Origin of the sequence: Pseudoalteromonas sp. DY56-GL79, from assembly GCF_041414765.1 — a bacterium.
Classification (GTDB): Bacteria; Pseudomonadota; Gammaproteobacteria; order Enterobacterales; family Alteromonadaceae; genus Pseudoalteromonas; species Pseudoalteromonas piscicida.
In genome coordinates, this window is record NZ_JANHZS010000001.1 from 120926 (window position 1) to 146857 (window position 25932).

25 protein-coding genes are annotated in these 25932 nt (G+C 43.4%); 20 read left to right on the plus strand and 5 right to left on the minus strand.

Annotated elements, in window-relative coordinates; all coding sequences use genetic code 11:
• Window positions 1–99: 99 nt before the first annotated feature.
• The 18 genes from NO992_RS00440 (at window position 100) to NO992_RS00525 (ending at window position 14961) form a co-directional block, all read left to right on the plus strand.
• Window positions 100–1014, plus strand: a complete 915-nt coding sequence (locus NO992_RS00440) for a LysR family transcriptional regulator (RefSeq protein ID WP_371373392.1) — start codon at window positions 100–102, stop codon at window positions 1012–1014.
• Window positions 980–1300 carry an MGMT family protein gene (locus NO992_RS00445; protein ID WP_371373395.1) on the plus strand — a complete coding sequence of 107 codons (321 nt, stop codon included), beginning with the start codon at window positions 980–982 and terminating at the stop codon, window positions 1298–1300. Before NO992_RS00440 ends, NO992_RS00445 begins: the two co-directional genes overlap by 35 nt.
• Window positions 1301–1380: 80 nt before the next feature.
• A complete protein-coding gene (locus NO992_RS00450) occupies window positions 1381–1953 on the plus strand; it encodes an LON peptidase substrate-binding domain-containing protein (RefSeq protein WP_371373398.1) in 573 nt (190 codons plus the stop codon).
• A gap of 60 nt (window positions 1954–2013) precedes the next feature.
• Window positions 2014–2634, plus strand: a complete 621-nt coding sequence (locus NO992_RS00455) for a sigma-70 family RNA polymerase sigma factor (RefSeq protein ID WP_039495233.1) — start codon at window positions 2014–2016, stop codon at window positions 2632–2634.
• On the plus strand, window positions 2631–3281 hold the full coding sequence (locus NO992_RS00460; protein WP_349195932.1) for a ChrR family anti-sigma-E factor: 651 nt from the start codon (window positions 2631–2633) through the stop codon (window positions 3279–3281). Before NO992_RS00455 ends, NO992_RS00460 begins: the two co-directional genes overlap by 4 nt.
• A gap of 15 nt (window positions 3282–3296) precedes the next feature.
• The gene (locus NO992_RS00465) at window positions 3297–4256 is read left to right on the plus strand and encodes a YbgA family protein (protein WP_371373401.1); all 960 of its coding nucleotides are present in this window, start codon (window positions 3297–3299) and stop codon (window positions 4254–4256) included.
• Window positions 4257–4258: 2 nt separating this feature from the next.
• Window positions 4259–5638: a deoxyribodipyrimidine photo-lyase gene (gene phrB, locus NO992_RS00470; protein ID WP_371373404.1), complete on the plus strand. Its 1380-nt coding sequence runs from the start codon at window positions 4259–4261 to the stop codon at window positions 5636–5638.
• 6 nt (window positions 5639–5644) lie between these two features.
• Entirely contained in the window at window positions 5645–6070 is a 426-nt protein-coding gene (locus NO992_RS00475) for a nuclear transport factor 2 family protein (RefSeq protein ID WP_371373406.1), read from the plus strand.
• A complete protein-coding gene (locus NO992_RS00480; protein WP_371373410.1) occupies window positions 6067–6783 on the plus strand; it encodes an SDR family NAD(P)-dependent oxidoreductase in 717 nt (238 codons plus the stop codon). The genes NO992_RS00475 and NO992_RS00480 overlap by 4 nt, the downstream gene beginning before the upstream one ends.
• Window positions 6776–8029: an NAD(P)/FAD-dependent oxidoreductase gene (locus NO992_RS00485; protein WP_371373413.1), complete on the plus strand. Its 1254-nt coding sequence runs from the start codon at window positions 6776–6778 to the stop codon at window positions 8027–8029. The genes NO992_RS00480 and NO992_RS00485 overlap by 8 nt, the downstream gene beginning before the upstream one ends.
• Window positions 8026–8757, plus strand: a complete 732-nt coding sequence (locus tag NO992_RS00490) for a DUF1365 domain-containing protein (protein ID WP_371373416.1) — start codon at window positions 8026–8028, stop codon at window positions 8755–8757. The genes NO992_RS00485 and NO992_RS00490 overlap by 4 nt, the downstream gene beginning before the upstream one ends.
• Before the next feature lies 1 nt (window position 8758).
• Window positions 8759–10021, plus strand: coding sequence for a class I SAM-dependent methyltransferase (locus tag NO992_RS00495; RefSeq protein WP_371373419.1), 1263 nt, complete (start codon window positions 8759–8761; stop codon window positions 10019–10021).
• The gene (locus NO992_RS00500) at window positions 9993–10517 is read left to right on the plus strand and encodes a DUF2878 family protein (RefSeq protein ID WP_371373422.1); all 525 of its coding nucleotides are present in this window, start codon (window positions 9993–9995) and stop codon (window positions 10515–10517) included. Before NO992_RS00495 ends, NO992_RS00500 begins: the two co-directional genes overlap by 29 nt.
• 154 nt (window positions 10518–10671) lie before the next feature.
• Window positions 10672–10947, plus strand: a complete 276-nt coding sequence (locus NO992_RS00505) for an HU family DNA-binding protein (protein ID WP_010377204.1) — start codon at window positions 10672–10674, stop codon at window positions 10945–10947.
• Window positions 10948–11091: 144 nt separating this feature from the next.
• Complete coding sequence (locus NO992_RS00510) at window positions 11092–11568, plus strand: hypothetical protein (protein ID WP_253103796.1); 477 nt, start codon at window positions 11092–11094, stop codon at window positions 11566–11568.
• A gap of 117 nt (window positions 11569–11685) precedes the next feature.
• Window positions 11686–13518: a protein translocase subunit SecD gene (gene secD, locus NO992_RS00515; protein ID WP_371373427.1), complete on the plus strand. Its 1833-nt coding sequence runs from the start codon at window positions 11686–11688 to the stop codon at window positions 13516–13518.
• Window position 13519: 1 nt separating this feature from the next.
• Window positions 13520–14431, plus strand: coding sequence for a protein translocase subunit SecF (secF, locus tag NO992_RS00520; RefSeq protein WP_130165520.1), 912 nt, complete (start codon window positions 13520–13522; stop codon window positions 14429–14431).
• A 101-nt stretch (window positions 14432–14532) separates the two neighbouring features.
• The gene (locus tag NO992_RS00525) at window positions 14533–14961 is read left to right on the plus strand and encodes a hypothetical protein (protein WP_371373430.1); all 429 of its coding nucleotides are present in this window, start codon (window positions 14533–14535) and stop codon (window positions 14959–14961) included.
• Window positions 14962–15013: 52 nt separating this feature from the next.
• Here the strand turns inward: NO992_RS00525 and NO992_RS00530 are convergent, their stop codons facing one another.
• From NO992_RS00530 to NO992_RS00540, 3 genes are all read right to left on the minus strand, one after another.
• A complete protein-coding gene (locus NO992_RS00530) occupies window positions 15014–15382 on the minus strand; it encodes an MliC family protein (protein ID WP_349195919.1) in 369 nt (122 codons plus the stop codon).
• Window positions 15383–15518: 136 nt separating this feature from the next.
• Window positions 15519–18701, minus strand: coding sequence for a multidrug efflux RND transporter permease subunit (locus NO992_RS00535; RefSeq protein WP_349195918.1), 3183 nt, complete (start codon window positions 18699–18701; stop codon window positions 15519–15521).
• Window positions 18702–18703: 2 nt separating this feature from the next.
• The gene (locus NO992_RS00540; protein ID WP_017216800.1) at window positions 18704–19879 is read right to left on the minus strand and encodes an efflux RND transporter periplasmic adaptor subunit; all 1176 of its coding nucleotides are present in this window, start codon (window positions 19877–19879) and stop codon (window positions 18704–18706) included.
• Window positions 19880–20082: 203 nt separating this feature from the next.
• Here NO992_RS00540 and NO992_RS00545 point away from each other — a divergent pair, with 203 nt between their 5' ends.
• Both NO992_RS00545 and NO992_RS00550 read left to right on the plus strand, forming a co-directional pair.
• A complete protein-coding gene (locus tag NO992_RS00545) occupies window positions 20083–21006 on the plus strand; it encodes a sensor domain-containing diguanylate cyclase (RefSeq protein WP_017216799.1) in 924 nt (307 codons plus the stop codon).
• Window positions 21007–21112: 106 nt separating this feature from the next.
• Window positions 21113–22819 carry an alkaline phosphatase gene (locus NO992_RS00550; RefSeq protein WP_371373434.1) on the plus strand — a complete coding sequence of 569 codons (1707 nt, stop codon included), beginning with the start codon at window positions 21113–21115 and terminating at the stop codon, window positions 22817–22819.
• 62 nt (window positions 22820–22881) lie between these two features.
• Here the strand turns inward: NO992_RS00550 and NO992_RS00555 are convergent, their stop codons facing one another.
• The gene (locus NO992_RS00555; protein ID WP_371373437.1) at window positions 22882–23826 is read right to left on the minus strand and encodes a hypothetical protein; all 945 of its coding nucleotides are present in this window, start codon (window positions 23824–23826) and stop codon (window positions 22882–22884) included.
• 97 nt (window positions 23827–23923) lie between these two features.
• Complete coding sequence (locus NO992_RS00560) at window positions 23924–25612, minus strand: alpha/beta hydrolase family protein (RefSeq protein ID WP_371373440.1); 1689 nt, start codon at window positions 25610–25612, stop codon at window positions 23924–23926.
• Window positions 25613–25932 lie beyond the last annotated feature (320 nt).

A 25932-nucleotide genomic window follows, 5' to 3' on the forward strand; every position in this document is an offset into this window, starting at 1 on the left:
TTGTTCTCCATGACAACGTCAATTTTAATGCGTGCAGAATAATGGAATTACATATAAAATAAAAATTATAAAACATTCTATACTGCATAAGATTTATTTATGAAGATTTCGGACTTAGCAGCGTTTTGCACCGTTGTTGAAGCGCCTAGCCTTACCGAAGCGGCAAATAAGCTTCATAAGACACAGCCTGCGGTCTCTCAATCAATTAAAAGATTAGAACAATCTTTGGGATTTGCCCTTTTTGAGCGTGAGAAATATCGCAATGTGTTAACAGAGCAAGGTCGTCGATTTTATTTTGAAGCCGAAAAATTGCTTAATCATCATAGAGATTTGTCATTACTCGCGACTGAATTCGCGGCGGGTAATGAACCAAGCTTTAACATCTGTTACGAACCGATCGTATATCAAAACCAGATTGATCAAGTATTAGGCAATGCCTTCATTAAGTTTCCCGCAACTGAAATGAACATCTCAAGTGGTAAACGTTTTTTTGCGCTTGAGCAAGTCACACAGGGGATTGCAAACCTTGGCATTGGCCCTTGGTTTGACCTTTTTCATTCAACTGGCGATTTAGAATCAATGCCGATTGGACACGTAAAATTAGGCTTAGTCTCATTAACGGGCTATATGCCACCAGAGCTTAGTTTTTCGGAGCTTGCGCAATACCCATCTCTTGCAATGAAAGAAAGTAAATTCAAGTTTGACAGTGAGCGCTTGGCATACAGAAACAGTAACAATGTCATGAAACTCGATGACGCACTGGCAATAAAAAGATACTTATTGCAAGGTATGGGCTATGCCCTAATCGGCCTTGACCTTTGTAGAGAAGAATTAGAGTCTGGTATTTTGCAACAAGTGAGGGTGTTCGATAGAAAGGATGAATTTGAAGCCGAGATCCACGCGTATCGTTTGCATATTTCCCACCATGGGCCAGTAGCAAGATATTTTTGGGATAAATTAAAAGAGTTAAATATTCAATATGAAAAGCAGCAATCCTCAGCAAGAACTCGCTGAAAAAGTCTTCACCGTAATTGGTGGTATCCCATTTGGAAAAGTTGCGTCGTATGGGCAAATAGCGAGATTAGCAGGCTCCCCAAAACATGCGAGAAAAGTAGGTCAATTGCTGAAAAACCTACCAAACGGTTCAACTTTACCTTGGTTCAGAGTAGTAAATAGCCAACGGCGTATTTCTTTTCCTCAAGACAGTAGTAAATTTCAAGAGCAAAAATCGCGCTTGCAAGCTGAGGCCGTCACATTCTCAAATAGTAACGTGATAGCTAAACACTGTGTTTGGGAATAGTTATAAATTTAGCGTTAACTGATCCAGATAAATAGAGCAGTCGTAATTATCGTTAGTTTTTGTATATTTGAACGGGAATTATGAAACTCGCTTTATTTCCATTGCCAATATTCTTGCTTCCTGGCGGATTTACTCGCTTGCGGATCTTTGAGCAGCGCTATTTATATATGGTAAAAGAGGCCGCTAAAACAGAGCAAGGTTTTGTGTTATGCCCATACCTCGCGGACACGCAGAACAATGTGTCAAAAGAAGGCGTGCACGTTAAAATCGTCGACTTTTCACAAGATGATGATGGTCAGCTGCTCATTGATGTTGAGGCACTATCGCGCGTCGCGATCAGTAATGTGGAAGTAGACTCACAATCTTTACGTTATGGCGATTGTGACATTATTGATGGGCCGCCATGGCAATGTAGCGAGGAAGCATTTAGTCTAGTTGACGAAACCCTTGTTGATAAGCTTCAGAGTGTTTTTATCGCCAACCCGGTCCTTGATGATTTGTACCGCGACAAGCATTTTACTCAACCTCTTTGGGTTGCTTATCGTTGGCTAGAAATCTTACCTATCTCGATGACCCAAAAACTGAAAATAAAACAAGCACAAACATTTGAACAGGTGGCAGAGTTCTTACATACTATATTAGATGAAAAATAGTGATCCATGCCAAGTTTTACAGCGTATTACAGCTTATAATTATAAATTGGAAGGTGAGCTATGTTAGGCCAACAGCAATCTATCGATTGCAACGTTCAGTCAGGAACTCGCAAAGCAGTGCAAGAAACTCCCTCTCAAGCGTTATCGGACGCTTTAGTTAAGGTTGCAGAAAAACGAGATCGCAAAGCTTTTGCGTTCTTGTTTGAGTACTTTGCGCCAAAAATCAGGCGCTTTGGTGTGAAGCAATTTGGTAATGACGCCCAAGCGATGGAGCTCGTACAAGACACGATGACGTCAGTGTGGCGTAAAGCACACCTTTATCATCATGACAAAGGCGCAGCCACAACGTGGATCTATACCGTAATGCGTAACGCGTCGTTCGATGCATTGCGCAAGATGAAGAGTAATAAAGAAGAACACATCAGCGAAGACATCTGGCCGATAATTCAAGATTCACAGGCTGACGACGACGGTTTTCAAGACCACTTGCAAACGGCGCAAATTCAAAAATACATCAATAAGTTGCCGCCAGCACAACGAGACATAGTCAAAGGCGTGTACTTTCAAGAAATGTCTCAAGAACAATTGGCAGAGCATCTTAATATACCTGTCGGGACAGTTAAGTCACGTTTACGGCTTGCTTTACAGAAACTTCGCGCAGAGATGGGAGATCAAGCATGATTAAGCATCACCCTAATGATTCATTATTAAGCCAATTTGTTGAAGGTAATTTGCCTGCAAGTATCAGTGTCGCAATTGCAGCACATGTCGAACTATGTCCTTGTTGCCAGAAAAAGACCCAACAGCTTGAAGCGCAAGAAGCGAGAGTTCAGCTTGGAGGAAATATGGACTCTGCACTAAGCAGCGATTTTGAGGCAATGATGCAAGTGATAACACTGGATGATGAAATAGACGAAGTGAAAGAATATATCCAACCCACATTTAACTATCAGGGCAGGGATATTCAGTTACCTCGGGCTATTGCGAATATCGATCGCACCAAGTTTTCAGGTGTAGGCAAAATCGCCCGCTCTCGGTTATTGCTAGAAGATGGCGACTTACGCTCAAGTCTTTTACAAATTGGTGCGGAAGGCGAAATTCCAGAGCACACCCACACGGGCTTTGAGATCACCTTGTTACTTGACGGCGATTTTGCAGATGAAGCTGGGGAATACGTACCGGGCGACTTTATTTGGCAAGACGGCAAACATAATCATTCTCCGCGCACTAAAGAAGGCTGCCTGTGCTTTACCGTGGTAAGCAGTGCACTACACTTTAATAAAGGGTTAAGTAAGCTGTTAAACCCAATTGGTAAGTTGATTTATTAAAGGAATAGTTGCGAAATGAAATTTTCATCACCAATAAAAATTGGCATTAGCGCGTGTTTGGCTGGAGACAAAGTACGATTTGATTCAGGCCACAAGCGTTCAAACTTTTGTATGGATGAATTCGCCGAACATGTTGAGTATGTGCGCTTTTGCCCGGAAGTTGCGATAGGCATGCCAATTCCAAGACCAACCATCAGACAGATCCGTGTAGGCGACATTATCAAAGTTAGTCGCCCCGACGGTAAAGAAGATGTCGCACCAAAGCTTAAGGAGTTTGGCGAAAAGGTTGCAACTTCTCAGGCACAAAGCCTTTCCGGCTTTGTGTTTTGCGCCAAAAGCCCAAGCTGTGGAATGGAGCGTGTTAAGGTCTATAACGAAGCAGGAACTGGTAACACATCTGAAGGTATTGGTATTTTTGCTGAGCAAATCATAAAACACAATCCGCTTTTACCTTGCGAGGAAAATGGTAGATTGAATGACATGCATCTCAGAGAAAACTTCGTAATGCGGGTATTCGTCTATAAAAGCTGGCAGGAACTAACTCAATCGGAAAACATCGGTCTACACGAGCTGACGAATTTCCACGCCAAGCACAAATATCTGTTGATGAGCCATAATTACCAAGCCTATAAAGATTTAGGTCGTTTACTTGGTGATGGCAAGCAATTTGATAGAGACACGCTGAAACATAAATATATCAGTGGTTTGATGTCAGCACTGAGCAAGCCTGCCAATCGCAAAAATCAAGCAAACACGTTAACGCATCTACAGGGATATTTTAAGAACGAGCTTTCGAGCATCGAGAAGCAAGAGATGTGCAGAGCAATAGATCAATATCGCAAAGGTATTGTACCTTTATATGTACCGTTGACCTTGCTCAAGCATCATCTTACTGTGCATCCGAAAGCGTATTTGCAAAGCCAAGTGTACTTTGACCCATACCCCAACGAACTGCGTTTAAGATTCGGAATTTAATAATGAAAACAGCTTTTTGGTTTCGCCGTGATCTCAGGGTTTACGGCAATGAGGCTTTGATTGAAGCCGTGAATGAGGGCGCACGCGATGCGCTCTTTTTTTATTGCAAGCCACAGTGGCAATCACACAAAGTAGCCAGTATTCAGCTCGACCTACTTGAGCGCAGATTACTTGAACTTGGCAGCCAGCTTAGTGAATTTGGCATTACGCTACATATCATTGAAGCGAGCACATTCGCTGAGCTGCCGGCGCAGCTTCAAGTTGTTTGTGACGATAAAGGCATTGATTGCTTATATGCAAATAAAGAGTACGAAGTAAATGAAGTGGCCCGCGATGAAGCGTGTGAAACTGTGATCGCGTTAAAATTATTCGATGGCGATCTCGTTGCCAAACCGGGCTCTGTGCTTACGGGCTCCGGTGAGATGTTCAAGGTGTTTACCCCCTTTAAAAAAGCATGGTTAAAGCGTTTTGTGGGGCAGCAATTTCACTTCTCTAGCTGGCCATTGGACAAACAACATGAGGCAAACTTCAAAAAGCCAACTTTCTTCGAGATGACCAATGAATCTGAAAAGTGGCCAGCCGATGACAATGCCATTGTCACGATTGTAAATCGTTTTATTAAGGACAAACTAGCAGACTACCAAGATGACCGTGATTTCCCTGCAATCAAAGGAACTTCAGGGCTCAGTCCATACTTGGCATTAGGCATTGTGTCGCCCAAGCAGCTCATCGCACAGATCCAACTTCATTACCCTGAAGTGCTTGAAAACACAAGTAAGCCAGAGTTTTGTTGGGTGAACGAACTCATTTGGCGTGAGTTTTATCGCCATCTTATCGTCGCTTTCCCGCGTTTATGTAAAGGTTTTAATTTCAATGATAAATATAACGTGGTTAGGTGGCGTGACGATAGCCAAGCGTTTGAGCTCTGGTGTAATGGTCAAACTGGCTATCCGATTGTCGATGCGGCAATGCGTCAGCTCAATAAAACTGGCTGGATGCACAATCGGCTACGCATGATTGTTGCCAGCTTTTTAACCAAACACTTGCTCATCGACTGGCGTAAAGGCGAGGCCTATTTTATGTCAAAATTAATAGATGGCGACCTTGCCAGTAATAATGGTGGCTGGCAGTGGGCTGCAAGTACGGGGTGTGACGCGCAGCCTTATTTTCGTATTTTTAATCCCATCACGCAGAGCGAAAAGTTTGATCCCGATGGTTCCTTTATTCGTACATATGTGCCTGAATTGAAAAATGTTCCAGCAAAGCATATTCATTTTCCTCATGACTATTTGACGGCATTTGGCGGAAAAGACGACTATGTAGAGCCGCTGGTTGATCATAAAGAAGCAAGGGCGAGAGCACTTGACGCATTTAAGGTTTAAATAGGTATGGATCACAGAACGCAGCGATTCGTGGCAATTTATAATGAAATAGACAAATACTGCCTCGGTAAATTGGCTTCAATCTACACCGAGGACATTAGTTTCGTGGATCCTTTTCATAAAATTCAAGGACTTGATGCGCTAACGAGTTATTTTCAGGGGTTATATGAGAATGTCTCTGAAATCGAATTTCTTGTTACGAACGCCTATCAAGTTGATGACGTCAGCTTTATCTACTGGACTATGTCCTATCAACACACCAAGCTAAATGGCGGTAAGATCATAGAGGTCGATGGTCATAGCCGTTTGAGTTTTATTGGCGAAAAAGTGGCGCAACATCGGGATTACTTTGACAGTGCGCAAATGCTGTATCGCCAAGTCCCACTACTCGGTGGTGTTATTCGGCTATTAGATAAAAGGATCACGGCATGAGTAACATTTTAATTACTGGCGCAACATCAGGAATAGGTAAAGGTCTTGCTGAATTTTACGCAAAACAGTCCCATCAAGTAACAGCTTGTGGCCGCAACCAAGAAGTGTTAGATGAATTAGAAAGCAGCGTAGGCGCGAAGAGCAAAGCATTTGATTTAACAAACCGCGATGAGATAGAAAACAACTTCAAAGATATTGACGGCTTGGATCTCGTGATCCTCAACGCAGGTGGTTGTGAGTATATAGATAGTCCCAACCAATTTGACGGCCATTTGTTTGAGCGAGTAATGCATATCAACGTCATCTCACTCGGCCATTGCCTAGACGTATTACTGCCAAAAATGAAAACAGGTGGGCAACTTTGTATCGTAAGTTCCAGCAGTGCATTTTTACCTTTACCTCGTGCCGAAGCGTACGGTGCGTCGAAAGCGGCTGTCAGCTACTTAGCGCGCACCCTAACAGCAACATTAAAAGATATTGATGTCACCTTAGTTCACCCTGGATTTGTAGAAACGCCGTTGACAGATAAAAACGACTTTCCGATGCCATTTATTGTAAGTGTCGATGAGGCCGTGGGTTACATTAGCAAAGGCATAGAAAAGCGCAGCAAAGAAATACATTTCCCAAAAAGATTTACTCTATTTTTAAAACTTCTAAGGTTACTGCCGTTTTCGTTGTGGTTACCTCTCGCTAAAAGGATAGCCCGTGGCTAAGATTGCAATAATTGGAAGCGGTATCTCAGGTATGACCGCAGCATACCTGTTAAGTCGTCAACATGACGTGAAAGTCTTTGAAAAAAATGATTATATTGGCGGACATACGGCAACTATTGATATTGAATACCAAGGTGAAAAGCTCGCAATTGATACTGGCTTTATCGTATTTAATGACAGAACCTATCCAAAGTTTGAAAAATTGCTGGCTGAAATTGGTGTTAGTCGCCAAGAAACCGAAATGAGCTTTAGTGTTCACAATAGTCAATCCAAGTTTGAGTACAATGGCCATTCACTCCGTACGCTATTCGCACAGAAGCGTAACCTACTGAGGCCAACTTTCTGGCGATTGCTGAAGGATATTGTGCGTTTCAATGGTCTTTGTAAGTCATTGTATGAAAAAGACGACTATCGAGGTGTTGAAACGCTTGGCAAGCTGCTACAGCAGCACCAATTTAATGAGTTTTTTAAGCTGCATTACATCTTGCCGATGGGCGCCGCGATCTGGTCAACCAGCATCAAAGAAATGCTCGACTTTGAAGCTAAATTCTTTGTCCAGTTTTTCTTCAACCATGGGCTATTGGACATCACAAATCGTCCTCAATGGTATGTTATCCCTGGAGGTTCAAGGGAATACATTCAACCATTAGTGGCAGAATTTAAAGACAACATTGTGCTTAATGCCGACATCGAGACAGTAGTTCGTGATGAATCTGGTGTCACCATCGTCTTCAAAGATGGCCGTAATGAGTACTTCGATAAAGTCGTCTTTGCATGTCATAGCGATCAGACTTTAGCTTTACTAAATACACCATCGAGTGATGAGCAAGCGATACTTGGTGCTATCCCTTATACTGCAAACTCAGTGGTGCTACACACTGACACTCGTTTATTGCCAAAGCGTCCTCTGGCGTGGGCCAGTTGGAACTATTTATTAAACGAAGCGACGGATAAAGCTGCTGTTGTCACCTATCAAATGAACATACTGCAGGGGCTTGATGCCAAACATCAATACTGTGTCACGTTAAATCATGATGAAGGGATAGCTGAAGACAAAGTGATCCGCCGCTTTGTCTATCATCATCCGGTTTTCAATACCACCAGCATTGCGGCTCAAAAACGTAAAGCCGATATTGATGGTAAACACCATAGTTATTTTTGCGGTGCGTACTGGTTCAACGGCTTTCATGAAGATGGTGTGAGAAGTGCGGTAGATGTGGCCGAGCAATTGGGTATCTCATTTTGAATAGTGCAATACTGGTGGGCAAAGTTCGGCATCGGCGATTCGCCCATGCCGAACATGATTTTTCTTACCCCATGTATATGATGTGGCTAGACTTAGGTGAACTTGACGCACTCAGTAGTATTTCATCGAAGTTTGGTACATCCGGCTTAAAGCTGCTTAAGTTCAACCAAGCTGACTATATTCTCACAGAAGGTGAAAGCTTAGTTGATCGCGCACGTGCTAAGTCAAATTCGCTTGGTAAACCCGTTTCTTCACAAACAAAAGTATATTTAATGGCGCAAATACGCTGTTTAGGCTTTTACTTCAGTCCGGTTAATTTCTACTTTTTTGAAGACGAGAAGGGTTCTGGTTTTAGCCATATGCTCGCAGAGGTGAGTAACACGCCTTGGAATGAGCGTCATTTTTATTTAGTTGAATTAAATAAAGAAGTGAACTTTAAAAAGCAATTTCACGTATCACCTTTTATGAATTTGGATATGCACTACCATTGGAAAGTGAAGCCGCCCGGTAGTAATACGCTAATCCATATTGAAAATAGAAAAGGTGACGAATTGCTATTTGATGCCACGATGACGCTCAAAAAGCAGGAACTCAATGAAGCAAATATCAATCAATTGCTTAAGCGGTTTCCAGCAATGACATGGAGCATAGCGAAAGGTATCTACTGGCAAGCGTTGAAGTTATTTTTAAAAAAAGTGCCTTTTGTTGGGCACCCCGGAAGAGTATAAGATGGAAAATACCACGACAATATCCTCATCAATTTCGCTTTCTACATTCGATAGATTGTACAAAAAGCTCGTCTTTGGCGCGTTGAATACCTTAGAAACCGGAAAAGTGGTACTCGTCGAAGGCGACCAAAAATACTGTTTTGGTGAGTCAGAAACAAGCCTAAGCGTTGATATTCAAGTTCATTCAGTGCAAATGTATAAGCTATTTGCACTGGGCGGCAGTGTCGGGGCTGGCGAATCTTACATTCTTGGTCACTGGAGTTGTTCGGATTTAACCAAACTGATTGAGATCTTCGTCCTAAACCAAGCTCAGCTGGATGCCTTTGAGAATAAGTTTGCATTTTTCTCCAGCATTGCAAATAAGATAAAACATCTCAAAAACAAAAACTCAAAACAAGGTTCAAAGCGTAATATTGTCGCCCACTACGACCTTGGTAACGACCTTTACGAATCATTTTTAAGTGAAGAAATGCTGTACTCTAGTGCTGTGTATCCTTCAAAGGAGGCATCGCTTGAAGAAGCACAGCAACATAAGTTAGCCGCGATCTGTGAGCGCTTGGATCTTCAGCCAACTGACAAAGTTGTTGAGATTGGCACTGGCTGGGGCGCATTTGCAGTCTATGCCGCAAAAAACTATGGCTGCCATATAACCACGACAACTATTTCGGAAGAGCAGCATGCGTACGTGAAAGCATTGATTGAAAAAGAAGGGTTGCAGCAGCAAATCACACTACTAAAACGAGATTATCGTGAATTGGATGGCCAATACGACAAGCTGGTGTCTATTGAAATGATTGAAGCGGTTGGACACGCATATTTGTCGGGCTTTTTTGCCAAATGCAACGACTTGCTAAAACCGACAGGCGCAATGCTGATTCAAGCCATTACCATCGCTTGCCAGCGTTATCAGCATTACCTCAAGCAATCGGATTTCATTCAGCAGTACATTTTCCCTGGTGGTTGTCTTCCTTCCGTGAGTGAAATGAGCAAACAAATCGTAAATTCCACCGATATGGTTGTCCACGAACTCCATGATATCGGTCTGCACTATGCTAGAACGCTATACGACTGGCGTGTTCGGTTTGAAAAAGCATGGCCTTCGCTTGATAGCAAACGTTTCGATGAACGCTTTTATCGCCTTTGGCAATTTTATTTATGCTACTGCGAAGGGGCGTTTAAACAAAGAGCAACTAGTGCCGTGCATTTAGTCGCCAGAAAACCTAGATACCAGTCAAATGTCTGTACTCAAACATTGGATTACTAACGCGCTACTCTTCCAAAGTATTTGGTTTGCTGCATTATTTTTTCAAGCAGACGCGCTTTGGTTGATGTTGGCAGGCTGTCTCGTCATGCTCGCAGGGCACCAAAATAAGCGTCTCAATTTGGTGCTTGCACTCGTAGGTTCCGCCATAGGAATGAGCATTGAATTGATTGCGGTCAAAACTCAGCTCATCAATTACCAAGGTAGTGAGTTACTTCCGCTTTGGCTTTGGGTTTTGTGGATAGCATTGGTGCTGACAATAAATAATGCGCTTTCCAAACTATTAACGCTCAAAGCGCCGATATTATTAGTGGTATTTTTGGTCTGCGCGCCACCTAGCTATCTTGGTGCAGCTAACTTTGATGTAGTTTCTATCTCAATGCCTTGGTACATTTTTTGGCCAGCATTTGGCGCACTGTGGAGTGTGGGGTTCTATCTGATAGTGAGTTTTAATCGCATTTTATGGGGTACAAAGCTTGCGCAGTTGCCAGCAAATTGATAGCGTTTGATTACAAACCCACAGGATCCGGGGCGAAACGCAATAAAATAATAAATATTTCGTCGAATTTCGCAATTTTGGGGTTGCACATAAACGCAAAATGCATAAACATAGGTTTTGCTTAGGCAAATTATAAAGTTATAGGAATCTAATAATGAATAAAGCTCAACTAGTTGAAAAGATGGCGGCAGACGCAGAGATTTCAAAAGCAGCGGCAACCCGTGCTTTAGAAGCGTTTACTGGCGCAGTAACTAACACACTAAAAGATGGCGGTTCTGTTGCTTTAGTTGGTTTTGGCACATTCTCAGTAAAAGAGCGCGCTGCGCGTACTGGTCGTAACCCACAAACTGGCGCTGAAATCCAAATCCCAGCTGCGAACATTCCTTCGTTCAAAGCAGGTAAAGGCCTAAAAGACCAAGTAAATCCTTAATCCACTCGCCGGACAAGAAAAACCTCCCAAGTTGGAGGTTTTTTTATACCTCTCATATTCATTATATTTGATAGCGCTATCTTGAATTTGCTACTATCACCCCAATCTCGTATTTTTATCTAATAAGTTGTTTAATCAGTTTTCATGAAGCGTTCTAACCTTTTCGCCGTTATGTCATTACTCATGTTGTTATGGGTAGCTGCTGCGTGCGCGACAGGAACGCCTGATAATCACTTATCCCATACTTCTGATCCGCACAGCACGAGCTTCGAAAACATCACCCAAAAGGGCCTCGCTGACTCCAATCAGTTACCCAGTAAGCCAAGTCCTGCGAATCCAATAAAGCTCAGTGGTGAAACCACGCATCACGAAAAGGGCTTATTGCCGGAACGCGAGCGTACTAGTCACCCTAGTTATTTTCTACATCCTAAACAACAAGCCGAATATGCGCTTGTATTTGAGCTTGCAGCAGAAAAATATGTACCGGCATCAGTCTATGACATCAATAGACCTAAACCCATACCTTGGTATATGTGTGATACTCGGCCAAATAATGGCTTTATCGACAACTGTAAGCCGGCAAACTTAACCTTCAAAGGCAGCCTCAACTTCGCCTCTTAATCATTATCTACTACCAATAAAGCACCCAAATAGTAGTTTTTGATACCAGCACCCTAACGCCAGTATGACCAGTACTCGTTAGCAAATCGGTATCGCTCAGATAGATAATGGAAAAATATGAAAGATATAAATTCGCCAACGAGGTCATCAACCCCTCGTGGTACAACCGCGCGTGCAAAACGCTTTTTTACCGCGCTTATTGTGTTCCTGTTGCTCCTTTGTGCACTACCAAACTTGTATCCCAATAAGAATTTGATTCAAATTCAAGCAAGTAGTAACGAGGCTGTGTCTCTGTCGCTGCCTGAGCTTAAATCTCAACTAGAAGGCGAGGGATTCAAAGTCAAGCAAATCGAGTCTCATCAAGGTGGCTATTTAGTTGAACTTGAAAACCGCACGCTAACCGCCGAAGCGCGTGCTTATATGGCTGAGTCTCACTCAAAGCTAAGTGTTAAGGTTGTTAGTGCTTCAACAATGCCACAGTGGTTAGAAAGCACAGGACTCAAACCTATCAAGCTAGGACTAGACTTGGACGGCGGTGTGTTGTTCGTACTCAAGGTGGACACAGAACAAGCGGCGCAAAATAAACTGCAGTCACTCGCAGACGAAGCCAATAGCCTACGGATCAAAAATCGTTATCGTAACCTGTCTATTCCTCAAGTTATCAGTGGCGAGCAGGCTGAGGTCATTGCTAAAGCGCAAGGGCAAAATGAACTCGTTGCGCTTACTGCGACACTGCGCGAGCTCTATCCACAATTTACCAGTACAACTCATAAACAAGGCAGTTTAACTAAAGTGAATTTCCGTTTTGCCGAAGCGAAAAAAGCAGAGTTCGATAAGCAGTTAATGACCCAAGCGATGTCTACTTTACGCTCGCGTATTGAGGAACTCGGGATCACAGAAGCGGTTACACAACGTCAAGGCACTAATTATATACGAATTGAACTACCTGGCGTGCAAGACCCAGAACAAGCCAAACGTATTATCGGCGCAACAGCAAAGCTTTCATTTCATGCATTACAAGAAATGGGAGGTCAAAAATTAAAGGATAAATCTGGCGCTTTGGTTTCAGTCGACCCAGTTGCCATTTTTGGCGGGGATGAAATAGAGTCCGCAACAGCAGGAAGAGATGAATACGGAAAGCCTTTAGTGCAACTATTCTTATCTTCTCAAGGCGGTGAAAAGATAAACCGATTTTCTAGAAACAATGTAGGTAAGCCAATGGCTACTGTATTCAGCGAATATTACGCGAATCCAAAAGGAGAGATTAAGCGCAAAACGGAAGTGATTTCAGTAGCCACTATTCAACAAGTATTAAATACCCGATTCAGTATTACCAATATGCAGTCAATGGAACGCGCGCAGGAGTTAGCATTATTGTTGCGGGCGGGTTCTCTTGACGCACCAATCACCATTGTGAAAGAGCAAACCATTGGTCCTTCATTAGGCGAAAAGAATATTGAAAGCGGCTTTAAAGCTTTGGCGTTAGGGCTAAGCCTAACTTTGCTGTTTATGGCAGTATGGTATCGCAAGCTAGGCGCAGTGGCCATTACCTCATTACTGGTAAACTTAGTTTGCCTAATTGGATTAATGTCGCTGCTTCCTGGTGTTGTGCTTACCTTACCCGGGATTGCGGGCCTAGTTTTGACTATTGGAATGGCGGTCGACACCAATGTTATTATTTTTGAGCGAGTTCGCGAATTAAGGCGTAAAGGCATCGGGATGGTTACTGCATTAAAGCAAGGTTATCAACAAGCCATGTCGAGTATTATCGATGCTAACTTAACCACGATGATAACTGCTCTTATCCTACTTGGTATCGGTTATGGACCAGTAAAAGGGTTCGCGATCACCTTGGCGCTGGGCATAGTAACCAGTATTTTCGCCGGTGTGGTCGTCTCCGGTATGTTATCAGAATCTCTTTATTCAAAATCACGTAAAGGCGCAAAGTAAAATGACAAGTAAAACGCAAAAGGCGAGATTCGTCGGGCTAATTTCTGGATTGTTACTTGTCCTTGCAAGTCTCATAGCCATCACCCAAAAAGGCATTGTATTAGGCCAAGACTTTACCGGCGGTTACGTTACGGTTATCGACTTACCCAAGCAAAAGAGCCAAACGGAAATGCAAAACAAGCTAGCTGAGCTTGGTGTTCAAGATGCACGAATCTCTCTACAAAACGATGGTAGCTGGCGAGTTTTCCAAACCCCTCAGTCCACCGATGAAACACACGTCAAACAGTGGATAGAAGGACTTGAAACACAATGGCAAGCAAGCGTATTAGACGCCAGTTATCTTGGTGCGCAGGTGGGTAATGAGTTAATTGAGCAAGGTGGCCTTGCAGGTATATTCGCATTACTTAGTGTATTGATTTACTTGGCGTTTAGATTTGAGTGGCGCTTAGCGGTCTCCGCAAGTATCGCGCTTTTTCATGATGTGATTGTGACGCTAGGTTTGTTTGCAATAACGCAAGTAGAATTTGACTTAACCGTGCTTGCAGCGCTGCTGGCGATTATTGGTTACTCACTCAACGATTCGATTGTGATTGGTGACAGAGTTAGAGAGCTTTTGTTCGAAGAGCAGTGGAAAAACAGTCCCGTGGGCAATACCATAGACCAAGCGATAAAGGATTCAATGAGCCGCACGCTTATCACCTCATTAACGACGCTCACAACGGTGTTAGCGATATGGTGGTTAGGCGGCGCAGGACTTAATAGTTTTGCCATGGCGTTGTGTTGTGGCATTCTCATTGGTACTTTGTCTTCTTTGGCAATTAGCGCAACTTTACCGCAGTTTTTAGGCTTGTCGTTTAACAACTACCTAAAAGAAGAATCTGAGGCAGCGAAACAGCAACTCGCTGAGCCATAAGCGTTATATACGATTTAGGTTAAAAAAGTAGCAATTGCTCTTTTTTAACCTTGTCGTGCTGATGTATAATCCGCACTTCGAAAGGAGCCGGATAAGGATTAATGTCAAAATATAGTTATCAAACTCGGTGCGGGAAAGTAACCCTCTGGACCGAGCAAAATATCCTCTTTGCCTGTTTCGAAGGAAATATTAATGAGTCTATGATCCATTATTTTTCTAGGGCATTAGAGCAATGTCGAGCCGAGATCCACGCATCGACATGGGGTTACGTAAGTTATTCCGAAAAGGCCATAGCTGCAACACCAGAAGCCTACAAGTTACTGGTAAGCACAGCAAAGCGCTGTTTGCAGTTAGGCTGTATTAGTGCTGCGTATGTGTTGAAGTCGGCAATTGCGAAAAGCCAGATTGAAAAAATGCGCAAAGAAATTGGCATGCCAGAGCCATTAGATCAAGTTTTGTTTGCTGATGTAAGCGCTGCCATTGAGTTTGTAAAAAGTACTTTAGCTACACCTGAAAAGTTGTCGGTATAAGACATCCTAATTCTATATAAGTGACGTTGCCTATTGGGACGAGCATTTATAATCAGTTTGATTGCGCCTTCACTGTTAAGGCTTCATTGGGCCGCATCTCGCAACGTGCGATGATGCGGTTGTTTTTATCTTCTTCCTGTCTAAGCAACATACCTTCGTCATTTTTTGTCCACCACACAAACCCATCACCTTGATATTTTGCACCGCTGGCTGAACGAGCAATCTTCATCTTAACCACTTGTTCGTTAAAATGGACAGTTGCCTTATCACTGTCGTTGTAGTCAACCTTTATCATCGAATCATTATCACATTGATAGCGGCTAAGTGTTTCACTAAGCTCAATTTTACGATTTGAGATGTCCTCGCCACACGCACTGAGAACAGCGGTAATTAAAGCAGCAAAGGCAATTTGAGATTTCATAAACAGACTCCGGCGAGAAAAAGACGGTATCTGACAATTTAGCGTAAACGGATGAAGTTAAGGTGAATAGTACGGTTACAAGGCAATAAAAAGCAGCATAAAAAAGGCCCAATGGGCCTTTAAACATGATTACAAGTTAATCTTTTACAGGAATAGCATTGGGCGTACTCTGCGCTTCGCGTATTTTTGGCGTGTATAATCGCTTAGTCATCGCCATAAAGAAAATAGGCGTAAACAATAGACCAAATAAGGTAACCCCTATCATTCCTGAGAATACTGCAATCCCCATGGTTTCGCGCATTTCAGCACCCGCACCGGTTGCAAGTACCAGAGGTACAACTCCTGCGGTAAAAGCAATCGACGTCATCAAAATAGGACGTAAACGTAGTTTACATGCCTCAATAATTGACTCCAAATTAGTCTTGCCTTGCTCGTACTCTTCTTTGGCAAATTCCACCATTAGGATTGCGTTTTTACACGCTAAAGCAACCAAAACGATAAGAGCAATCTGGGTAAAGATATTATTATCGCCGCCTGTTAGCCACACCCCAACCAATGCTGACAGTATGGTCATTGGCACAATGAGAATGATTGCAAATGGTAGCTTTAGGCTTTCGTATTGCGATGCCAAAACCATAAACACCAAGAGTACAACCAGAGGGAAGATATACACCATCACGTTACCCGCGAGGATCTGCTGATAGGTGACTTCAGTCCACTCAAATGCCATGCCTTCGCTAAGCGTTTCGTTTAGCACCGCTTCAATTGCCATTTGTGCTTGATCCGAAGAGTATCCGGGCGCAGGACTGCCATTTAACTCGGCAGTAGGATACCCATTATAGTGCATAACGCGATCGGGTCCCGTTGTCGGCGTGACTTTGAGTACCGCGCCAAGTGGCACCATTTGACCATAATTGTTTCTTACTTTGTAAGACAGAATCTGTGCAGGATCTGAGCGAAAGTTAGCGTCAGCCTGAGCGGTGACCTGATAAGTGCGGCCAAATAAGTTAAAGTCATTGACGTACATTGAACCTAAATAGATCTGTAATGCATTAAACACCTCCTCAAGCGGTACGCCTTGTACCATTGCTTGCTCACGGTCGATATCAATGTCCATTTGTGGTACTTGGATCCTAAAGCTTGAGTACAGTCCCATTAGCTCCGGTTGCTGCTGTGCTTTTGCGATCACTGCTTGTAAGTCAGAGAATAGCTTCTCAAAGCCAAGGTTTGCTCTATCTTCAATTTGCAGTTTAAAACCACCAGTGGTGCCTAACCCTTGTATTGGTGGCGGTGGGAAAACCGCGACAAACGCTTCATCTATGATGGCAAACTTCTGATTAAGCTGCGCAGCGATTGAAGACGCATACAACTCTGGCGATGTGCGATTTTCAAATTTGTCTAGAGCAACAAATACAATCCCGCTATTTGGGCTGTTTGTAAAGCCATTTACTGAAAGCCCAGGAAAAGACACGGAATGTAAAACGCCTGGAGTCTGTAATGCAATTTGTTCCATCTCACGTACAACGGCTTCTGTTCTATCCAAACTTGCAGCGTCTGGCAGCTGGGCAATCGCAACAAGATACTGTTTGTCCTGCTGAGGAATAAAGCCGCCTGGGATGGTGCTAAACAACTTAGTAGTAGCAAAAATTAACCCTAAATAAACCACCAAAACAATGGTGCTCAGTCTAATAAGTTTTTTTACCAGTCCAACATAGCCGTGAGCGGCCTTATCAAAAAAGCGATTAAACGGTTTGAATAACCACTGACCAAACAATTTATCTAACACCACTGTGAGTTTGTCTGGTTTAGCACCGTGCGGCTTTAATAGTAGTGCAGCTAGCGCTGGTGATAATGTTAATGAGTTAAATGCCGAGATCAGCGTCGAAATCGTGATCGTGAGTGCAAACTGTTTGTAAAACTGACCTGACAAGCCGGTAATAAATGCAGTTGGAATAAACACCGCACAAAGCACCAACGCAATCGCTATAATAGGGCCTGTCACCTCTGACATTGCTTGTTTAGTTGCTTCAAAGGGCGCAAGGCCGTTTTCAATATTACGCTCAACGTTTTCAACCACGACGATGGCATCATCGACCACGATACCGATTGCTAATACCAAACCGAACAACGACAAAGTATTGATAGAAACACCAAGCCACTGCATTGCAGCAAAGGTACCAACTAACGATACCGGCACTGCCACGAGCGGAATAATAGAAGCGCGCCATGTTTGCAAGAATAAGATAACGACCAATACCACAAGTACGATGGCTTCTAATAATGTCGAAATTACCGCATCGATTGAGCCGCGAACAAAAATAGTCGGATCGTAAACAATATCGTATTCAACCCCTTCAGGAAAACGTGTCGATAACTCTTTCATGGTTTCACGCACCTGATCCGACAGCTCTATCGCATTAGAGCCAGGACGCTGAAAAATCGGCATTGCCACCGCTTCGTTACCATCTAGCAACGCTCTTAATGCGTAGTTATCTTGTCCAAGCTCAACTCGACCAATATCTTTGAGCCTAGTGATCGCGCCATCGCTCGATACGCTAACAATAATATTGTCAAATTCACTGGTATCTGCCAAACGGCCTTTAACGTTTAACAGAATTTGAAATTGATTTTCATTCGTTGTAGGTTGAGCACCTAAAGAGCCAGCTGCTACTTGGCGGTTTTGTTGCTGGATTGCTCGGACCACATCGCTTGCGGTTAAGTTTCTTTCAGCCAATTGCTCGGGGTTTAGCCATATCCGCAACGCGTATTTACCGCCGCCGAATAGCTTTACATCACCCACTCCCGGCAAACGCGCAATCTGATCTTTGACATAAATATCGGCATAGTTAGAGAGGTAGCTTGTATCATGCGAGCCACTTGGCGATACCAAGTGCACCACCATAGTGAGATCTGGAGACGCCTTCTCAGCCACAACCCCTAAACGTTGTACTTCTTGCGGTAACCTTGGAATAGCGCTATTTACACGGTTTTGCACTTGAACTTGGGCACGGTCAAGGTCAGTGCCAAGTGCAAAAGTCACGGTAAGCGTTAAACGACCATCACTGGTTGCTTGAGAAAACATATACAGCATGTTCTCAACACCATTGATCTCTTGCTCAAGTGGCGTTGCAACGGTTTCAGCAATGACTTTTGGGTTTGCACCGGGATAGGTTGCAGATACCACAACCGTCGGCGGCACCACCTCTGGATACTCGCTCACGGGAAGCTGAAATAGGGAAATGGCCCCTGCGATTAATATCACGAGCGACATCATCGCCGCAAAAATAGGGCGCTTAATGAAAAAATGGGAAAATTTCATTATTAGTTTAATCCTTGTGAAGAATCGCTTGGCGTCATCGCAACCACTTCTGTGGCAATGTTATCTGGCAAGGTAAGCGTCACGGAATTTGGGCTTATCGGCATGCCTGGTCCTACACGCGCAGGACCATTAACAGCGATACGCTCTCCTGCGGCTAAACCCGACTCAACAGCACGAAATTCGCCATAGCGGTTACCCAGTGTGATCAGACGATATTCAAGTGTATTAGCGTCGTTGACGACAAGAACAAAACGATTTTTAAGATCTGTACCCACTGCGCGGTCTGGAATTAATACTCGATCGTTTTGCTCACCGGATGAAAGACTCACTCGCGCAAACGAGCCAGGTCGTAATTGTCCACTGTGATTATCAAAAGAAGCGCGTACTTTTAGGGTTCCGGAGTGTTCATCAATGGCGTTGTCAATAAAGTCTAGCTCACCCATGACTGGCTGTGACTCACGGCCGAGTAGCTGTAATTTCACAGGAAGCGGCTCACCTTCCGTCACTGATGCAAACTGGCTATTCCAAGTGCGCTCGTCGATATCAAAGTACGCATACATCTTGTCGGTTGCGACTATCGTAGTGAGCAAAGTGTCGTTTGCTCTAATGGTGTTACCTTGAGTGACCTCTGCAAATGAAATTTTACCGCTGATTGGTGCTGTGATCTTGCTAAACTCTAAGTTTAACTGAGCTGCTTTAAATGAAGCGCGAAGTGCATCTAGTTCGGCTTCACGCTGTGCGGTAAGCGAAACACGGGCATCGACTTCTTCGGTTGAAATCGCTTTTTGCTTGCTTAAACGAAGCGCACGCGCTGACTCACTTTTTGCTTGCGAAAGGGCTGCTTCGGCACGTTTCACTTGTGCGGCAAGGCTGGCAACCTCAGCCAAGAAAGTTCTATCGTCCAGCTCAAATAAAACATCGCCTTGGTGCACCGTATCTCCTTCTTTGAAGTTTACCGAGCTGATAACACCTGTGACCCGAGCGCGAAGTGCGACTTCGTTTGGAGAAGAGAGGCGTGTTGTATAGGTGTGCCAATCAGCAATACTAATTTGCGGTGTTGCTGCTACATCAATTGGTTGAAGAGGCGGAGTTTGACTGCTTGCCTGCTCAGCTTCGCCACATGCACTTAGCAGTAGCAAAGCAGAAATAATCGTTGCGAGTTGCGTTGGTTTTAACATAGTTCCTCCTTTGTGTATGGAGGTAACTATACGTTTCATTTGTTGCATTAAACATAAGTGAAATGGAATATGATTGGTGCCAAACTAGAATCAATCGATGTAAATAACGAAATCAAAATGTCTTTTTTGTGTGATTTGCGCGAGATCTAAGATAAATCTTCCCGATTGATTTAAAATAACAAAAAGCCTAACGGAATTGAATTATGTCTAACGCTAACCATTTACAACCCCTACTGAGTGGCGTGCTCAATAAAAGTGACGATGCAGTTGCTATTGTTAGCAACAAGTCGATTCTTGAATTTTGTAATAAAGCAATGACAAAGCTAATCGGACAACCCTCGTCTCACATAACAGGGCGTACACTGAGTAATATCTTCGACCCACAAACAGACGATGCGTTTGATGACAGAATCGACGGCGATGAACTCACGGAATGGTTTTTAGGCTTAAGCAACGGCTGTGAATTAGACTATCCAGAAATTGAAATTGATACCTTAAGCGGTGAGTTCTTCAGATTACGATGTTTTTCGCTGCAAGATGATGCCTTTGTTATCTACGGAGATAACATTACCACAACAAAAGCAATGCATAGCGAACTCGATCACTTACGTAAAGAACTTGATTTTATTACCAAAACTGACCCATTAACGGGCGTCGCCAGTCGTAGGCAGCTAAGCGATAAAATTGACAGTCAAATTAGGTTATATGAACGTTACAGAACACCATTTAGTGTGATACTGACCGACCTCGATAATTTCCGTGCAATTAACGAGCAATTTGGCCATGAAGCAGGGGACATAGTGCTGGTTCATGTAAGCTCGCTACTCTCAGAAATGTTACGAGACACGGATTTAATAGCTCGACTAGGTGGAGAAGAATTTGCTCTGGTACTGCCGAATACCGGCTTAGAGGGGGCAATATTAGTCGCCGAGCGCGCGCGCATTATGATAGAGCAGGCATCATTTCAAATTGCGGTCGGTGAAGAGGTCGATATTACCAGTTCATTTGGAGTTGCTGAATTTGGCGCAGGTGAGTCTGGCGTTGAAAGCATTATTCGTCGTGCAGATACGATGTTACTAGAAGCCAAAAGCAGTGGCAGAAATCGAGTTGTTCCAAATCCGCACTAATTAAGACCAATCGTTAAATTGTAATAATGCTTAACTAAGCTAGTTCCTTCAAGTAGTAGATAAGTGCGCCCAATATGGCGCATTTTGCAGTTAAGGAACAATAATAATGGCAAGTTTTACCCGTCGAGATTTTATTAAAAGTGCATTAATGGGCGTTGGCGCAGCAACAATTAGCGTTTCGTTAGTAGGTTGCGGCAGCAGTGATAGTAAAGCGGTTGCAAGCAACGATTTTGCTATTGCATTTAACCATGGTGTCGCAAGTGGCGATCCTTTAGCAGACAGCGTTATACTGTGGACGCGAGTCACTCCTGAAGGTACACCTAGCAGTGTGGATGTCACTCTACAAGTATCAGAGTCTGAAGATTTTGGAGTCTTACTACAAAGCCATCAGCTTGCCGCATTAGCAAAAAATGATTACACCGTTAAAGTAGATCTTAATGGCCTGACTGCAAATAGCCGCTACTTTTATCGCTTCGTCACTAAGGAAACGCATTCCCCCATAGGTAAATGCAAAACCTTGCCCGTTAACGATGTAACTCAGGTAAAACTTGCCGTCATGTCTTGTGCAAATTATCCGGCTGGTTACTTTCATGTTTACGCAGAGGCTGCAAAACGCAGCGATTTAGACGCGGTGTTGCATTTAGGTGATTACATATACGAATATGGTATGGGTGGGTATGCCACTGAAAATGCCTACGCCATGGGGCGAGGGCTGGATGCAGATAATGCGAGCGAGATTATTTCATTAAGTGATTATCGTCGTCGCTACGCAAAATATCGTACGGACCTTGGTCTGCAAGCTCTCCACGCCAGTACGCCATTTATTGCGGTATGGGACGACCATGAAGTATGCAATGACTCATACATGGATGGCGCTGAGAACCATAACGAGGGAGAAGGGGAGTACGCTGCCCGCAAACTTGCGGCCCTGCAAGCCTACTATGAATGGATGCCTGTGCGTCCGATGGTTAAGGATCAACTTGAGAGCCTCTATCGTAAATTTGAATTTGGCGACTTATTATCACTTTATATGCTAGATACTCGTCATGAGAGCCGCGCAAAAGCACTCGACTATCAAGACTATATTGACCCTACAACAGGACAAGTGGATTTTGCCGGATTTCAGGCGGATCTCTCCGCGCCTTCACAACAGCTTTTAGGCGTAAACCAATTGACTTGGCTCACAGATAACTTAAAGACATCTGCGGCGAAATGGCAAGTCTTAGGGCAACAGGTATTGATGACCAAAATGATGATCCCAGCCGAGCTGCTCATGTCTCTTGCCAACCCTTCTGCACAAATGTCGACGCAATTAACAGAGCTTGCTCAAATAAAGGGGAGAATGCTTGCTGGTGACTCAACGTTGTCAGAGCAAGAAAAAGCGCGAGTCACGTTTACCGCACCTTATAATTTGGATGCATGGGACGGCTACCCGGTTGAACGAGAAGTAATTTTACAAACAGCAAAAGCGGCCAATAAAAATTTAGTAGTCGTTGCAGGAGATACACACAACGCCTGGTCTGGTAAACTCTGCGATGCAAGCGGAGCTGTTTGTGGTCAAGAGTATGCCACAGCTTCTGTCAGCTCTCCGGGGCTTGAGCATTACTTGCAATTAGGCGATGAGCAGGCGCTACAATTCGCTGAGGTATTGCAATTATTAGTCGATGATCTTGAATATGCCAATATTCATCAGCGTGGTTATTTAACGCTTAATTTCACAAAAGAGAAGGTGGAAAGTGAGTGGCATTTTGTCAGTACAGTTAAGCAAGAGCAGTTTGAAAGTCACAATAAACAGCGCGAGCTTATACTGTAGGTACGGCAAGCAATTCGCGCTAGGCTTCTTGTAAAGCAGCGTAAAAAGCGTGTAAAGGGGCTTTACAGTCCCTTGCATTTAGCTATTTTATCTTGCGAAAGAAGGGGTGTTACCTTGAACGGCTTCTTTTTACCTCCCTTAACTTTAACCTTTGCAATATCTAAATATTGAAAGTCGCCAGGGGCGTTAAGACGCCATAAATTCTTTGACTGTTCAGAAAAGCAAAACTCTCCCGTATCTCCATGTATCAACAGCAACGGATAACTGAGTTGAGCCGCATATTCTGCAAGTGTCTCTCGATATAACTGATAACCATCGCACTTAGCTTTTGAGCTTTTATCACAACGTCCTGAGTGCTTCTCTTTTTGATACAGGTCAGCTTGTAGAAATATCACCGCAGCTTTATGGCTTGGTGTTAGCAAGCTGTCCAGCCACTTAATATTCTCTACATCACGACGATGGGACTCTTCGTGCACTACTTTCTTATCGGATAATAAGATTTGTCTGCGACCATTGTTGGTGCCAGGTACATGCAAAGTTAAAAACTGCACATCATCCACTATCCAAGATTGATTTTCAGGTACTGTTTGCTGACGTTTAAACTTTGGAAGGTTAGGTATTTGCACCGCAAAGTGTTTACGGATGAAATCCAATCTTTCTAACTCATCAAACCTAGGGTTCAGAGTTTCGCGGTCACAGTCAGTCCAATCATTGTCGCCGGGCGTGAATACAAAAGGTTGGCTACTCACACTTGAGATCAGGGCATAATTATCTTTAAGCAGCTGGTCTGTACAGGGCTCAGCACCGGATTTCATATCACCTACGTGCACCATAAAATCATGCTGTATATCGTTTACCTTTTCACGCAGTGCACCATTTGGCATCAGCATGCTTCTGTCTATCTCCGTATAAGGCATATCACCAAAGACTAAAAATGACGTAGCCGAGGCCTGAAATACACTGAGCATAGGCATCACTGCCATGACGAATAATTTAACGAGCTGCACAATAATTCTCCTTTATGTTACCACTCTATCATACATCAACTCTGTGACAGAAGAAGTTGCTCTCTCAATAAAAAGCGCCGCTAATTGCGGCGCTTTACTACTTAAGATGTTTTTCGAAAAAAGCTAAAAACTCAGTAAGCGTCTTCACTCTATGTGCTTGATAACTCAGATGGTGGTTGCCATCCTCGAGCTCTATGTATTTAAATTTCTTGTTATGATCTTCAAGTTCATCTGCCATGTCACGACTATGATTCACAGGCACGACTTTATCGTCATCACCATGAATAAGTAACACGGGGCGGTTAATCTGCTTAGCGTAGTTAACAGGAGATTGTGCCTCAAGTTTATCAGTATCTTGTCCAAATTGGTCACGAACAAGCTCTTTGTTTGTGAAAAAGCGCGCACGACTGACTATCGATTCTAAGTCTGTAACACCAGCAAAACTTGCTGCACATTGAAACGTTTCAGGATGTTTTACCACAGCCATTAGTGCCGCATAGCCGCCGTAACTCGCACCACCTATACAAATTTTATTTTTGAGTGCATACTTTTCTGCAATCAACCAGTTTGCCGCATCTTGTAAGTCATCTTGCATCTTTCCTCCCCAACCTTGATTTGCTTCATTAAAGAAGTCAAAGCCATAACCAAAAGAGCCTCTAAAGTTAGGTTGGAAAACCACAAAGCCTCGGCTTGCCAATAGTTCAGACCAATAATCAAAGCCAGCGTAGTCGCGAGAGTATGGTCCACCGTGTGGAAAGATGATTGTGGGAGCAGCCGCATCGAATGCTTTAGGTAGGGTTAAGTAACCCTCAATTTCAAGGCCGTCACGGGCTTTAAACGATACCCTTTGTTTGCCCAAATAATTGTCACCAGTAATATCTGGATATAAACGTCCTAACCCCGCTAAAGAGCTGGTTTCCCTGTCACCAATCAGGTACGTACCAGAGTCTTGGTCAGAATCGCCGTACGCAATGTATTTTTTATTATCCGCGCTCATGCTTATTACAACGGTGTCGTAGCTTGGTAATGCCGCCTTGAGTGAGCGTTGTAGGAGTTTGCGGTCTTCGTCCCAATAGACTCTCGAGTTATCAAGATTGGAATGGCTGAAGCCTATGGCTCTACCGTCGTGTGAATAAATGATACTGCCATCAAAATCATAGTCTGGATCGGAGAAAATAAGCTGAGGTAAAAGCGGGCGCTTAGTAATGTCTGCTTTAAACAGCGCATTTTTACCATTATGAAGTGCGGTTAGAAAAATGATATTTGGATCTTTATCAAATCCAAGAATACGAATAGCTTCTGGGCCACGAGCCTGAAAAGTGTAGAAATCGGTTAGATCCTTCGTTTTGTTATCATAGAGCATATAATAAGCTTGGATCCCTTCAAACCCATAACCCATTCTTACATTGCCTTGTTGATCGGCTATCCAGCTAGATATTTTTCTTCTTGCTCGAACAACTTTCTCGCGTCTATCTTTAGCTATGTCTAAGATATAAACGCTCGGCTTGTTTGCCATATCGAAGTCAGTTTGTACCAATATCTTGGTTGGTTGTTCTGGCAGTATGCTAATGACATCGTCTTGAAATTGGGCAGGAATTTCATTGCGATAAGCACGGTTGATTTGAACCAATTCATCCGTAGGGTTTTTTAAATCAAATTTAAATAAACGAGATGTTGTGTACTTTACGCCTCGCTGCACTTTGGTGTAATTAGCACCAAATAAGAGCATGTCATCGCTGGCCCAATCGTACCAACCAAGTGCTATCGTTTTATTATCAGTTTGCAATATATAGTTTTTTTATGCGTTTTTAGGTCATGAACAGTAAGAACGAGATTTCCTTCATAATTTTGTAAATACGCAACTGCTTTACCACTGGGTGAGAGTGAAACTTTACTCATATTAGGGAGTTGCGCGTAACTCTCTACGGGTAACTGGGCGTTAACAGAGATGGTGCAGAGCAGTGCAATAGCAAATAGAATTATATTTTTCATTTTTAGATGAGGTGTAGAATATTTTATGTGTCTTTAGTTTGGCGACATTATTCCCTATTTTGAGGCTAAACTCCAATCTATATGCTTTGGTATACACTATCATTAGCGATAATT